At 67.8% G+C, this 13,861-nt stretch carries 12 protein-coding genes; 9 read left to right on the forward strand and 3 right to left on the reverse strand.

Annotated elements, in window-relative coordinates; genetic code table 11:
• The first annotated feature begins 41 nt into the window (after positions 1-41).
• The 3 genes from ACT54X_RS06000 (at position 42) to ACT54X_RS06010 (ending at position 3,770) form a co-directional block, all read left to right on the forward strand.
• A complete protein-coding gene (locus ACT54X_RS06000; protein WP_476345532.1) occupies positions 42-1,493 on the forward strand; it encodes an aldehyde dehydrogenase in 1,452 nt (483 codons plus the stop codon).
• Positions 1,494-1,653: 160 nt separating this feature from the next.
• On the forward strand, positions 1,654-2,622 hold the full coding sequence (locus tag ACT54X_RS06005; RefSeq protein WP_476345534.1) for a Bug family tripartite tricarboxylate transporter substrate binding protein: 969 nt from the start codon (positions 1,654-1,656) through the stop codon (positions 2,620-2,622).
• A gap of 14 nt (positions 2,623-2,636) precedes the next feature.
• Positions 2,637-3,770, forward strand: a complete 1,134-nt coding sequence (locus ACT54X_RS06010) for an alpha-hydroxy acid oxidase (protein WP_476345535.1) — start codon at positions 2,637-2,639, stop codon at positions 3,768-3,770.
• A 164-nt stretch (positions 3,771-3,934) separates the two neighbouring features.
• Here the strand turns inward: ACT54X_RS06010 and ACT54X_RS06015 are convergent, their stop codons facing one another.
• Positions 3,935-4,696, reverse strand: coding sequence for a helix-turn-helix transcriptional regulator (locus ACT54X_RS06015; RefSeq protein WP_476345537.1), 762 nt, complete (start codon positions 4,694-4,696; stop codon positions 3,935-3,937).
• A 196-nt stretch (positions 4,697-4,892) separates the two neighbouring features.
• Between ACT54X_RS06015 and iaaH the strand changes: the two genes are divergently transcribed.
• From iaaH to ACT54X_RS06045, 6 genes are all read left to right on the forward strand, one after another.
• Positions 4,893-6,299, forward strand: coding sequence for an indoleacetamide hydrolase (gene iaaH, locus ACT54X_RS06020; protein ID WP_476345539.1), 1,407 nt, complete (start codon positions 4,893-4,895; stop codon positions 6,297-6,299).
• Positions 6,300-6,336: 37 nt separating this feature from the next.
• Positions 6,337-7,491, forward strand: coding sequence for a substrate-binding domain-containing protein (locus ACT54X_RS06025; protein WP_476345541.1), 1,155 nt, complete (start codon positions 6,337-6,339; stop codon positions 7,489-7,491).
• A 1-nt stretch (position 7,492) separates the two neighbouring features.
• The gene (locus ACT54X_RS06030) at positions 7,493-8,347 is read left to right on the forward strand and encodes a branched-chain amino acid ABC transporter permease (protein WP_476345543.1); all 855 of its coding nucleotides are present in this window, start codon (positions 7,493-7,495) and stop codon (positions 8,345-8,347) included.
• Positions 8,325-10,109, forward strand: coding sequence for a branched-chain amino acid ABC transporter ATP-binding protein/permease (locus ACT54X_RS06035; protein ID WP_476345545.1), 1,785 nt, complete (start codon positions 8,325-8,327; stop codon positions 10,107-10,109). Before ACT54X_RS06030 ends, ACT54X_RS06035 begins: the two co-directional genes overlap by 23 nt.
• Positions 10,106-10,801, forward strand: a complete 696-nt coding sequence (locus ACT54X_RS06040) for an ATP-binding cassette domain-containing protein (protein ID WP_476345547.1) — start codon at positions 10,106-10,108, stop codon at positions 10,799-10,801. Before ACT54X_RS06035 ends, ACT54X_RS06040 begins: the two co-directional genes overlap by 4 nt.
• 64 nt (positions 10,802-10,865) lie before the next feature.
• Entirely contained in the window at positions 10,866-11,762 is an 897-nt protein-coding gene (locus tag ACT54X_RS06045; RefSeq protein WP_476345548.1) for an IclR family transcriptional regulator, read from the forward strand.
• A 67-nt stretch (positions 11,763-11,829) separates the two neighbouring features.
• Here the strand turns inward: ACT54X_RS06045 and ACT54X_RS06050 are convergent, their stop codons facing one another.
• Positions 11,830-12,828 (reverse strand): Bug family tripartite tricarboxylate transporter substrate binding protein, encoded by a 999-nt coding sequence (locus ACT54X_RS06050; protein WP_476345550.1) that lies wholly within the window; start codon positions 12,826-12,828, stop codon positions 11,830-11,832.
• Positions 12,829-12,853: 25 nt separating this feature from the next.
• On the reverse strand, positions 12,854-13,840 hold the full coding sequence (locus tag ACT54X_RS06055) for a Bug family tripartite tricarboxylate transporter substrate binding protein (RefSeq protein WP_476345551.1): 987 nt from the start codon (positions 13,838-13,840) through the stop codon (positions 12,854-12,856).
• Positions 13,841-13,861: the final 21 nt, after the last annotated feature.

Here is a 13,861-nt window from a genome sequence, read left to right on the forward strand (position 1 = left end):
GGCCTGCCGCTTTTCTTCCCCAGATCCAACGGAGACATCCCATGCAACAGATCCAGCTTCTCATCGACGGCCAGAAGTGCGACGCCGCCGGCGCACGCTTCTTCGAGCGCCGCAACCCGCTCGACGGCCAGGTGGCCACGCGTGCGCCCGCCGCGAGCACGCAGGACGCGATCCGCGCCGTCGAGGCGGCACAGAAGGCCTTTCCGGCCTGGTCGCAGATGGGTCCCACAGCGCGCCGCGGTCTGCTGCTCAAGGCGGCCGCTGCCCTGGAAGCCAAGGCCGAAGCGTTCACCGACGCCATGGCCGCCGAGACCGGCAGCTCGGCGATCTGGGCTGGCTTCAATGTGCACGTGGCCGCCGGCATGCTGCAGGAGGCCGCGTCGCTGACCACGCAGGTCGGCGGCGAGGTCATCCCTTCCGACGTGCCGGGCAGCCTGGCCATGGGCGTGCGCCAGCCGGCAGGGGTGGTGCTGGGCATGGCGCCGTGGAATGCACCCGTCATCCTGGGCGTGCGGGCCGTGGCGACGCCGCTGGCCTGTGGCAACACCGTGGTCCTGAAAGGCTCCGAGCTGTCGCCCGCCACCCACGGCCTGATCATCGAAGCCCTGCAGGAAGCAGGACTGCCGCCCGGGGTGGTCAACTTCGTCACCAATGACCCGGCGGATGCCGCAGAAGTGGTCGAGGCCATGGTGGCCCATCCCGCAGTGCGCCGCGTCAACTTCACCGGCTCGACGAAGGTGGGCCGGATCATCGGGGCGCTGGGGGCCAAATACCTCAAGCCCTGCGTGCTGGAACTGGGCGGCAAGGCGCCGCTGCTGGTGCTCGAAGACGCAGACCTGGACGCAGCCGTCAACGGCGCAGCCTTCGGCGCCTTCGCCAACTCGGGCCAGATCTGCATGTCGACCGAGCGCATCATCGTGGACCGCAAAGTGGCCGATGCCTTCGTCGACAAGCTCGTCGCCAAAGCCAGCGCGCTGCCACTGGGCGATCCGCGCCAAGGCCCGGTGGTGCTGGGTTCGGTGGTGGACATGCGCACCGTGGAGCGCTGCAACGCGCTGATCGACGACGCGCTCGCCAAGGGTGCGAAGCTGGTGTGCGGCGGCAAGGCCGACTCGACGCTGATGCCGGCCACGCTGCTGGACCTCGTGACGCCTGACATGCGTATCTATCAGGAAGAGAGCTTCGGACCCGTCAAGCCCATCGTGCGCGTCGATGGGGTGGAGGCGGCCATCGCCTGTGCCAACGACAACGCTTTCGGGCTTTCTGCGGCGGTCTTCAGCCGCGACGTCGCCAAGGCCTGGAACGTGGCCCGCCGCATCGAATCGGGCATCTGCCACATCAACGCGCCGACCGTGCATGACGAGCCTCAGATGCCCTTCGGCGGCGTCAAGGAGTCGGGCTACGGCCATTTCGGTGGCCGGGCGGGCATTGATGCATTCACAGAGCTGCGCTGGATCACGGTGCAGACCTCGGAGCGCCACTACCCGTTCTGAGCCGCGGGCGAGGGGTTCGACGCCACACGCACGGTGGCCTCGCAGCCATGCGCCCGACGTGGCGAACCGCACCGTGATTTCCGCATGCGTTCAGCTTCCCAACCAGAGGAAGCATGACCTTCTTACAGCCGCTTTTCAACCGAGTCCCAGGAGACAACCCATGACCGCATTCCAGCTCACCCGCCGTGCCGTGACGGCACTCGCACTCGCCGTACCGTTGTGTTCTTTCGCGCAGGACGGGCGCACCACAGAATGGGTCGTCGGCTATGCAGCAGGCGGCGGCTCCGATGCGCTCGCCCGCACCATCGCCGAACAGATGGGCAGGACTCTCGGTCGCACCATCATCATCAACAACAAGCCGGGCGGTGCCACCAACATTGCGGCCGAATATGTCGCGAAGTCGAAAACGCCGGACCACATGCTGTTCACGGCCGACTTCGCAACGCTGGCGGCCAATCCCTGGCTCTTCTCCAAACTGCCCTTCGATCCCGACAAGGACTTCAAGTCGGTGGGTCTGCTCGGGCGCTTTCCCCTGGTGCTGGTGGTCGGTCCGCAGGTGCCTGCGACCAACTTCAAGGAATTCGTCGCCTGGGCCAAGGCCAGCAAGACCCCCGTCAGCTTCGCGTCGTCGGGCATCGGCAGCCCACAGCATCTGGCCGGCGAGCTGTTCCGGGAAAAGACGGGGCTGAACCTCCAGCACGTTCCATACCGCGGTGGTGCGCTGGCGGTTCAGGACATCATGAGTGGTCAGGTCCAGATGGCGCTGATGGACAGCGCGAGCGTGGTCGCGCACTTGCAGGGTGGCCGCCTGCGTGCACTGGGGGTGGCCAGCGCAAACCGCGTCAAGGTGTTGCCCGACATGCCCACGCTGGCAGAACAGGGCTTGCCGGATTTCGAGGCCTTCGCCTGGCAGGGGTTGGTGGTGCCATCCGGTGCGTCGACAGAACAGGTTGCGGCGTTGACCAAGGCATTGCAGGGCGCGCTGGCGTCCGAGCCGGTCAAGGCACGCATGCAGGCTCTGGCCATCGAAGCCGTCCCGGGAACGCCCGAGCAGATGAATGCGTATGTGAAGGCCGAACGCGCCCGCTGGGGTGCGGTCATCAAGGCGGCCAACATCAAGCTCGACTGAGCGCGTGCGGCTCCATGTTGCTCAGTGCGCATGACTGGCGTGCCGCGGCCCGGCGCCATCTGCCGCGGTTCGTGTTCGACTACATCGACGGTGCTGCGGATGAGGGGCTCTGCCTGCAGCGCAACCGCGCCGACCTCGATGCCTGCACCCTGAAGCCAAGGGTTCTGCGCGACACCAGCGGGCTCGACATCGGCGTGCAGCTCTTCGGCCGGCGGTGGACGATGCCCGTCGGGATCGCACCGACGGGGCTGAACGGTCTGATTCGTCCCGACGGCGACCGCGCCATTGCGCGCAGTGCGGCGGGAGCCGGAATCGCATTTGCGCTGTCGACGGCGTCGAACACCCGGCTGGAGGACGTGCGGGCAGCGGCGCCGGAGGGCGAACAGTGGATGCAGCTGTACGTAATGCACCGGGAGATGGCCGAGCGCATTGTGCGTCGCGCGCAGACCGCCGGTTACCAGGCATTGGTCCTGACGGTGGACGTGCCGGTCAGCGGCAACCGGGAACTCGACCTGCGCAACGGGTTTCGCCTGCCGTTCAATCCCACGCCACGGCTCGCGCTCGATGTGGCGCGACATCCCGGCTGGGCCTTGCGCATGGCACGCCATGGCGCACCAGACTTTGCCAATCTGAGACCCGACGATGGCGAGGCGGCATCTCCGGCCTTGCAGGCGGCACTGCTGGCACGCGCGATGGACCGCACACTGGCGTGGGAGCAGCTCGGCTGGTTACGCGAGCTGTGGAAGGGCCCCTTGCTGCTCAAAGGAATACTGCACGCCGAAGACGCCCGCCGGGCGCTCGATCACGGTGTCGACGGCCTCATCGTCTCCAACCACGGCGGAAGACAGCTAGACGCGTCGCCGTCGGCGATCTCGGCGCTTCCGTCGGTGATCGCTGCCGTGGAAGAACGAATTCCCGTTCTCATGGACAGCGGCATTCGGCGAGGTACCGACGTTGCGAAGGCGCTGGCGTTAGGCGCGAAAGCCGTGCTGGTGGGGCGGCCCGTCCTCTACGCACTCGCAACGTCCGGGCAACCGGGCGTCGAGGCATGGTTGCATACGCTGCGCGAGGATCTCGTTCGTACCATGGTCCTGCTCGGCGCCCGCAATGTCGACGAGCTGGGAGCGCGTTTTGGCGGTGAGGGGTGAGCCCCGCATCGCTTCGTGCGATGCCTCGATGAATGCGAACCTCTAGATGGCACATCGCTTCGCTGCCGACGTCGACGGCGACGAGCCCGAACGGTCGTTGAAGCTCAGGTCGCACAGCCGCGGGGCTATCGCGCCACGTCGCCCCGACTGTGAACAAGGCGGCGTCAGTTGATGGCGGCTCGCCCCACCGTCTGGCGGCGCAGTTCCACCAATGCCTGCACGCGGGAGGCGAGCGCAGCGCGGTTGTCGGCCTGCAGCTTGCGGAAGGCGTTGGCAAGATGGAAGCGCACCGTCGGGTAGCCCACCGCCAGCCTGCGAGCAACCTCCTTGTCGGGGCAGCCGCATGCCACCAACCAGGCCACCTCGGCTTCGCGCTGGCTGAGGTGCGCTGCGCGCTGTAGCACCTCTTCCGCGCGCTCGGTCGACTCGGGAGACGGCGCTTTCTCCTGCTTCCAGCAGAGACGGCCCAACGCCGCGGAGATCGCGGGCTCCACCATACGAAGCAGCTCGATCTCGTTGGTGTCGAAGTTGCCACGCTCGCGCTTGCGCCAGATGCGAAAGTCGCCGACCGCGACATCGCGCTCGAAGAAGTAGACGTTGATTCCCCAGTGCATCTGCTCGGGGACCAGAAAGTCGTTGAAGAACTCCGTGCGCATCAGGTCGGTCTGCCGAAGGATCTGCGTCGCCAAGGTGGGCCGGCGCCGCTCCATCATGGGGCTCGTCAGCGGATCGATGAACCGGTAGTAGTCGTCCCAGGCCCGCAGGCTGGCGGATGACACATGGGCCGAGGTGAGCTTGCCAAAGCGCTGAGCGTCGGCATTCCAGACCATCGAGACGTAGCGATCGGCCGCCATCAACTCGAGCATGGGCAGAGCCAGTGCCTCTCGCAGGCCATCGGCATCGACCGCTTCCGCGAGCAGCCGCATGACGTCGCCGAGTGCCCGCGTCTGGGTTGAGTTCAGGTGCATGAGGAACGGGAAGCAAGCTTCGTGCAAGCGTGATGGCGGCCATGCTAGGAAGTGGCGGCGGAGCTCGCATTGGTGCAGACCCCCCCTAGCTTTCTCGATAGGTGCCCATCGGAATCCCGGGCCCTAACCTGCTGGCTTCGAAACCGGAGATTCCATGGATCTGATCGACTGCACCGCCACTGAGCTCGCTGAGGCTCTTTCCAGTGGGCAGGTGCGAAGCACCCGCCTGGCCGAGCAATTGATCGCCCGCACCGAAGCGGCCTCCTCGCTGAACTGCTACGTGCACTTCGATGCGGTCGGACTGCTGCGCCAGGCGGCCGAGGCGGACGCACGCCTGGAAGCCGGCGAGCGGCTGCCGCTGCTAGGCATTCCCGTGGCGCTGAAAGACAACATCGACGTCGCCGGCATGCCCTGCGGCGCAGGCACCGGGGCGCTGCATGGCCGTCGTCCGGCGCGGGACGCTGACGTGGTCCGGCGGCTTCGCGACGCCGGCGCGCTGATCGCCGGCAAGGTGGGCATGCACGAACTGGCCATGGGCATCACGAGCAACAACGCCGTGACGGGCGCCGTGAGAAATCCATGGGAACCCTCCTGCATCCCGGGTGGGAGCAGCGGCGGATCGGGTGCGGTCGTGGCTGCACGACTGGTACCGGTCGCCATCGGCACCGACACCGGGGGCTCGGTGCGCATTCCCGCGGCGCTGTGCGGCGTCGCCGGCTTTCGTCCCTCGGCCGGACGTGTCAGCGGACAAGGCATCGCCCCCATCTCCACCACCCGCGATACGGCGGGCCCGCTGGCCCGCAGCGTCGACGACCTCGCGTTGCTGGATGGCGTGCTCGCGGGCGACAGGTCCACCTTCGGACCCACTTCGCTGCGCGGCGTGCGCCTGGGGGTGCCCCGCTCTCACTTCTGGGACGACCTCTCGCCAGGTGTGCGAGCCCGTGCCGATGCTGCGCTGTCTGCTGTGCGGGAGGCCGGCGCCGAAATAGTGCAGGTCGATGTACCCGGCCTGGCGGAGCTCGCTGGCGAAATCAGCATGGCGATCGTGCTCCATGAATTTGTGCGCGACATGGGCGACTACCTTGAAAGTCGGCAGCGAGGCGTCTCGTACGACCAGTTGATCGCCGAGGTGCGCAGCGAAGACGTCCGCTCCATCGTGGGTGAGCTGACAGGCCTTGCCGCCGTTCCCGCGGATGCCTACCGGCAGGCGATGCAGGGGCGCCGGCGGCTGCAGGCGCTCTACGACGACGTCTTCGCCAGCCAGCAACTGGCTGCGCTGATCTTCCCGACCACCCCAAGCACGGCGATACCGGTCGGGCAGGATCAGCAGTTCGCACTGAACGGACGCCTCTGCCCGGTGTTCCCCACCTTCATCCGCAACACCGATCCCGGCAGTTGCGCCGGTATCCCTGGCGTTTCACTGCCGATCGGCCTGAGTGACGGTATGCCCGTGGGGCTGGCGCTCGACGGACCGGCGGGAAGCGACCGGCATCTGTTGTCCCTCGCACGTGCGGTTGAGGCGTTGCTGCCTCCCATGGCACGTGCACCGTTTCCGTACTGATTTCTTACCCCCCCCCCCACCCACCAGGAGATATTTCATGGACCGTCGCCTGTTCCTGCAATCGAGCGCAGCTGCCTCCGCTCTCGGCGCACTGCGCCCGACTTTCGCGGCCAGCCCCGTCAAGGTGGCAGTGATGATCCCGCAAAGCGGCCCTGGCGGGCTGTTCGGCCCCTCGGCCAAGGCCTGCGCCGAGCTTGCCGCCGACACCCTCAACGCGCGTGGCGGCCTGCTTGGCCAGAAGGTCGAACTGCTGTTCGGTGACGCCGGTCTGCCGCCCGCAGAAGCGGCGCAGACCGCGCTCAAGCTCTGGAAGGGCGCAGGTGCGTCCGCGGTGATCGGAATGCACGACAGCGCCGTGCGCGGCGCCCTCGTGGGCCTCTTCAAGGGCCAGGTGCCGTACTTCTACACGCCGGTCTACGAAGGCGGCGAATGCGCCCGTGGCACCTATCTGACCGGCGAGACACCCCAACAGCAACTGGAGCCGGTGATTCCCTGGATCGCTGCAGAACGCAAGCCGAAGCGCTGGTACATGATCGGCAACGACTACGTCTGGGGCCGCAACACGAATGCCGCGGCCAAGACTTACATCGAGAAGGCCGGCGCCAGGGTCGTCGGTGATGAATACCTGCCGTTCACGGTCGACAACTTCGACGCCAGCCTGGCGCGCATCCGGGACAGTGGCGCAGACGCGGTGCTGGTGTCGCTCGTCGGCGGCGCGTCCGTCGGCTTCAACAAGGCCTTCGCGAGTTTCGGCCTGGTCGACAAGGCGCTTCGCCTGGGCACGCTGATCGAAGAGAACACGCTCGCCGGCATCGGCGTCGCCAACGCGAAGAACCTGTATTCGAGCGCGGGCTACTTCGCCACCCTCGAAACGCCGGCAGCCACAGCATTTGCACAGGCCTATGCCAAGCGCTTCGGTCCACAGGCACCTGGGCTCAACGGTCTGGGGGAGTCGGTCTATGAAGGGTTCATGATGCTCGAGGCCATCGCGGGCAGGGCAGGGGCACTGTCCGTCGCCAAGATGGATGCGGCGAGCGAAGGCGCTTCCTACAGCGGTCCGCGGGGCACGGTCACGATGAAGTCCCGCCATGTCGAACAGGACATCTACGTCGCCGAAGTCGGGGACAAGGGCTTTCGCGTGGTCAAGACCTTCTCTCGGGTCGGCTCAGGCCAGAGCTGCAAGGTGGGATGACATGGACGGGGGAACGTTGCTGCACGCGCTGAACCTGGTCTATGAGCTGGCCACTCTGGCCCTGACCACCCTGGGGCTGGCCGTGGTCTTCGGCCTTCTGGGCGTCATGAACATGGCGCATGGCGAGTTCGTGATGATCGGCGCCTATGCCGTGGTGGCCGTCCAGGATTGGGGGCTGCCGACCATCGCTGCCGTGCCGCTCGCCGCAGCGGTGTGCGCCGCGCTCGGCTGGGCGGTCGAGCGCTGGCTGATCCGGCCGCTTTACCGGCGCCCATTCGACACGCTTCTTGCCACCTGGGCGCTTGCCATGTTGATGCGCAAGATCGTCGAAGCAATCTGGGGCAAGGGCTTCCGCAATGTCGAGAGCAACTGGACCATGGCGGTGCCGGTGGGGGGCACGTCTTACCCCGCCTATCGCCTCGGGCTGATCGTGCTGGCGTTCGCACTGCTGGTGGCGCTGTTTCTCTGGTACCGGCGCAGCAGCGCCGGCTTGCGCGTGCGAGCCATGACAGGAAATCCCGTATTGGCCCAAGCCCTGGGCATCGACACCCAACGGCTGGCCTCGCAGACCTTCGTCGTCGGCGTCGTGCTCGCGGGCATGGCCGGTGTGATGCTTGCGCCACTGATTCGCATCGAGCCCGGCATCGGCGTCGACTATCTGCTGGATGCCTTCTTCGTGCTGGTGGTCGGCGGGCTCGGCACGCTCGGTGGACTGGCGGGGGGTGTTGGCGTCATTGGTGGCTCGCAGGCTCTGTTCAGCAGCATCGCAGGGCAGACGAGCGGCTACGCCGTCGTGCTGATCATTTCAATTCTTTTTCTTTGGCTGAAGCCCGATGGCATCTTCTCTCGCCGCTGAGCCGCCCAGCGCCTCCACCGTACGCGCCATGCGAGGTCGATCGATGTGGCCTGCCGCATTGCTCGCCGTCGGACTCGTGGCGCTGCCGGCACTGGGAAACGACTTCCTGGCCTACCAGATCGCGCTCTTCCTGATTTACGGCATCGCCACCCAGGGGGTGGCCCTGTGCTGGGGGCGCCTGGGCTTCCTGCCGCTGGGCCATTCGCTTTTCTTCGGACTGGGTGCCTACCTGGCTGGGGGCGTCGCGAAGGCCGCGCTGGCCCAGCCAGCCTGGTGGGCGGCGCTTCCCGTGGCGCTGCTTCTTCCGTCGCTGCTTGCGTGGGGCGTGGCACGGCTCATCTTCGCGCGCAGCATGCGCAGCGGGCCGTATTTCTCGCTGATCACGCTGGCCATGACGATGCTGGGCTTTCTGGCGGCACAGCAATGGACTTCCGTGACTGGAGGGTTCAATGGCTTGGGCGACATTCCGGAGCCGCCGGGCCTGGAGCGGTTTTCCACGCTCTACTGGGTGATTGCGAGCGCTGCGGTGGTCAGTACGGCCGTGCTCGGCGTCTTGGTGGGCAGGCCCCTGGGCGTGCTGTGGCGGGCCATCGCCCAGAACGAAGAACGCATGCAGCTCTTCGGCTATGCGACCGACCGCATCAAGGCCAAGGGTTATGCGATTTCGGCGCTCCTGGCGGCCGGTGCCGGCGCGTTGTTTGCGATCCACCAGGGCATCGTCACGCCACAGGCCATGAGCTTCGTGCTCGCCACGGAGTTCGTGATCTGGGCCGCTGTGGGTGGCAAGGGCAGTCCGCTCGGCGCCCTGCTGGGCGCGGTGGCGGTGGGCTACACCTCCGCGGAGCTTCGGGACCACTTTGCGATGTGGGAGGTTCTCGTCGCCTTGCTGTTTATTGCCGTGGTTCGCTTCCTGCCTGATGGGCTTGCGGGATTGGTCCGCGCGACTCCGTCCAGGTCGATGAAGGGCATGGGGCGCTCGATCACTGCACCGCCTGCGGCGTCGCTGCGCGATGCACCAGCGCTGGTCTATGACGACGTGCGCTCGTCGCAGGGCGGGGTGCGCATTCTGGACGGATTGAGCCTTCGTCTCCACGGGCCGGGCATCCGGGCCATCATCGGACCCAACGGCGCAGGCAAGACTTCCGCATTCAATGTTTTGACGGGCCGCCTCGCGGTCACCGGCGGACGAATCCATGCCGGGGGACGGGACGTGACGGGGCAGCCGGCCTGGCAGGTGGCGCGTCTCGGCGTGGGCCGCAAACTTCAGGTACCGACGGTGTTCGCCGACATGACGGTGCGTGAGAACCTCTGCGTGGCGCTCTGGGCGGGTCGGCTGCGCGGCACTGCGACGCTGCGCAGTGCGCCGCACGACTGGTCCACGGCGCTGCTCGACGACATGCTCGGCTGCTTTCCGGCGATCGCGGCTTCGCTCGACAGTCCGGCCGGCCGGCTCTCCCAGGGCCACCGTCAGGCCTTGGAGTTCGTCATGATCGTGTTGCCGGAGCCGAATCTGCTGCTGCTCGACGAGCCCTGTGCGGGCCTGTCGCCATCGGAGACGCATCAGATGATCCAGGTGATCCAGCGTGCCGTGGATCGGCTGCAGGCGGCGGCACTGCTCATCGAGCACGACCTCGCCGCGGTGGCGGCGCTGGGGGGCGAGGTGTTCGTGCTGCACCAGGGGCGCCTGCTCGCGCAGGGATCGCTGGAAGCCCTGCAGGCGGATCCGGCGGTGCGGGCGGTCTATGCAGGAGCGCACAAGTGAACGAGTCCTCTCTGATCTTCGAGAACGTCGTTTGTGGCTATGGCGACACCATGGTGGTACGCGGCGTCTCTGGACACGTGCCGCCCCGCCGCGCGCTGGGCATCGTTGGCCGCAATGGGGTCGGCAAGTCGACCTTGATGAAGGCATTGGCTGGTTTTTTGCCGGTATCCCAGGGCGCAGTTCGCTGGCGGGGGCGTGACGTGGCCCCCGTCCCGGCTCATGCCCGGTTGGGGCTCGGGATCGCCTACGCACCGCAGGAGAACGTGGTGTTTGGCGAACTGAGCGTGGCCGAGAACCTGTGGCTGCATCTGCCCGATCAGGACGCCACGCGCTACCAGGCGGTGCTGAGCGAGTTTCCGCGTCTGACGGAGCGCTTGAGGCAGCGGGCCGGGCTGCTGAGCGGCGGGGAGCGCAAGTTGCTCTCGTTTGCTCGCACGCTCGGTCTGCGCGCAGCGCTATCCATGCTGGATGAGCCGACCGAGGGCGTCCAGCCGGAAAACATCGACCGCATGGCCCGCCTCGTGAATGGCCTGAAGGCGACGGGTCGCAGCTTCGTCGTCGTCGAACAGAATCTGAGTTTCGTCGAGATGGTCGCAGACGATGTACTCGTGTTGGATCACGGTCAGGCAGTGCTTTCCGGTGAGATGACAGCCCTCGGGCGCGCCGCCATCGAGCGCCACCTGGTGGTCTAGATGTGAAGCGTTCTGCCTTGGCTACCATCGCGCGCTCAGGTGGTGTTCAAGGAAAGTCGATTCGATGGCGCAGAAAGGTCGGCGCAAGGCGCTGCAGGAAGAAGCGGATCCCACGGTTCGCGCGCTCGATGCGCCAGACCGGGGTGTCGCGGGCGCCGGCTTACCGGCCGATGCTGGCGGCGATGCAGGCGCGGACGCTGCCAACGCTCGTGCGGCCAGCGAATCCAGCCTGTCTCGTCTGCTCGGCACCCTGGGCTTGTTCTCCACCGACACCCCCTCGCTCACCGTCGAGGAGATCGCCACCCGCCTGGGCGTGCCCAAGAGCACGGCTTACCGCTACATCCAGGAGCTGTCGAAGGTGGGGCTGCTGGTGCGGCTGGACCGCAGCATCACGCTGGGGCCGCGCATCATCGAACTGGACCGCTGCATCCGCGAGTCCGATCCCGTGATCCGCGCCGCTGCACCGCCCATGCGCGAGCTGGCCGAGCAGACGGGGCTGGACGTCTTCCTGTCCAAGCTCTACGGCCACTCCATCATCACGGTGCACACCGAATTCAACGACCCGCTGCCGCACCTGCGCTACGGCCGTGGCCGGCCGGTGCCCGTGTCGCGCGGCGCCAGCGCCAAGGCGCTGGTGGCCTTCCTGCCCGCGGCGCGGCTGCGCCGGCTGCACCAGGAGCTGGCGAGCGAGTCGCCAGACACGCCACCCTGGGAGGCCTTCTACGAAGAGGCGCAGCGCATCCGCCGTGAGGGCTACTGCCGCACCTCGGGCGAACTCAATGCGGGTAAGACCGGCGTGTCGGCGCCCATCTTCGGGCGCGGGCGGCTGGTGGTGGCCAGTGTCACGGCACTGGGCAGCGATGCGCGGCTGGCACTCTTCGATGCCGCGGCCATCGCCGAACTCGTGCAGCGCACGGCCCACATGATCAGCGTGCGGTTGTCGGCGGACCAACACCTGTAGCCGATCGCTCGACATTGCCGTTCGTCTTGCCGGGAAGCGGGCGCAGTTCAGGACCGGCGGGCGACGCTCAGAAGACGATGTTCGCCCTCTTGACGATGGGCGCCGCGGCGGCCAGCGAGCGGCGCCAGGTCTCCAGCGCCTGCGCGGGCGTGCTCACCACAGGCTCCAGCCCCAGGGCCACCATGCGGGCCTGCACTTCGGTGTCGGCAGCGATGGCCTGCAGCGTCGTGGCCAGCGTGTTCACCACGGTCGCGGACGTTCCGGACGGCGCGAAGACCGCGAACCAGCCGGCATTGCCCATGTCGCGCACGCCCAGCTCTTCGAAAGTGGGTACGGCCGGCAGCGAACGCACGCGGCGCAGGCCGGTCACCGCCAGCGGCCGCACGGAGCCGGCCGTGACCATCGCTTCGACCGCAGCCACGGTCAGAAAGACCGCATCCACCTGGCCGCCAATCAGGTCGGTGATGGCCGGCGAGGAGCCCTTGTAGGGCACATGCAGCAGCTCGATGCCGGCCGACTCGGCCAGCACCTCGCCCATGACATGGGCCGACGAGCCGGCGCCGAAGCTGCCGTAGCTGAGCTTGTTCGCCTTTGCCCTTTGCAGGAAGCCGGGCAGGTCCTTGGCCGGGCTGTCGGCCCGCACCGCGAGCACGAGCGGGGCGTTGGCCATCACGCTGACGATGGTGAAGGCCTCCTGCATGGTCTTGCCCGGCACCACGGACTGTTTGGACGCCAGCGCGGCAATCACATGGGTGGAGTTGCTGCCGAACATCAGCGTGTGGCCGTCGGCCGGTGCCTGGGCCACGGCGCGCGCCGCGATCAGGCCGTTGGCGCCCGGCCGGTTGTCGATGACGACCGTGCCGCCCAGTGCGGCCTGCAGCTTCTGGCCGATGAGCCGTGCCACGGTGTCGGTGCCGCCGCCCGCGGCGAAGGGCACCACCAGGTTGATCGGCCGATCGGCCAGGGTGGCGGCGCGTGCCAGGCCGGTGCCCGTCGCGGCGAGCGTGGCAAGCAGCGCCAGGGCCTGGCGGCGCTGCGGGACGAAGGGTGTGTGAGATGAAGGCATGGGAGGGGGCGGTAAGGGTTGGGCGTCAGTCGACGCGGATCTGCCGCGCCTTGACGATGCGCGCATAGGTGGCGCGGCCGTCGGCGATGCGGGTGGCCATCTGCTCGGGCGTGCTGTAGGCGGTGGTGAAGCCCAGATTGCCGAAGGCCTTGGCCACCGGCTCGGAGACCAGGGCGGCGCGCATGGCCTCGTTGAGGCGGGCCACGATCTCCGGCGACGTGCCGGCGGGCGCCAGCAGACCGAAGAAGCCCTGGATGGTCATCTCGGGCAGGCCGGCCTCGGCGGCGGTGGGAATGTCGGGGAAAGCCGGGTCGCGCCGCTCGCCGGTCATGAACAGCGGAACCAGCTGACCGGCGCGCAGCGCGCCGATCAGCGGTGAGGTCACTTCGTCCATCAGCTGGGCTTCACCACGGATCACGGCGTCCTTGGCCATTACCGCGCCCTTGTAGGGCACGTGCACCACGGGCGCGCCCGTGGCGGCCAGGAAGATCTCGCCCAGCAGGTGGTTGCTGGAGCCCATGCCCGCCGAGGCGAAGTTGAGCTGGCCCGGCTGGCGCTTGGCCAGCGCGACGAATTCCTGCACTGTGCGCACGCCCAGCGTGGGGTTGGTGACGAAGACGAAGGACTGGGTCGCGCCCAGGCTCACGGGCACCAGCGTGGCCACATGGCCCTGGTCGGGGTACAGCACGGGCGCAGCGGTCAGGCTGCTGCCGCTGCCCCAGAGCAGGGTGTAGCCGTCGGGCCGCGCGAGTGCCGCGGCCTTGGTGCCGATGCGCCCGCCCGCACCCGTGCGGTTCTCGACCACGACCGGCTGCTTGAGCTCCACCGCCAGTGCCTGCGCCACGGCGCGGGCCGAGATGTCGGTGGAGCCGCCCGGCTCGAAGGAGACGATGAGCGTGATGGGGCGCGAGGGCCAGGCATCGGCCCCTGCAGCCGCGCCGGCGAAGAGGCTGGCGGCTGCCAGTGCGAGGAGCAAGCCGGCGCGGCGGCAGGTGGCATCGAGAAGGGGCATGGCGGGTTCCGGTCGGCGTGG

This window comes from Pseudacidovorax sp. DMC4, assembly GCF_056314265.1.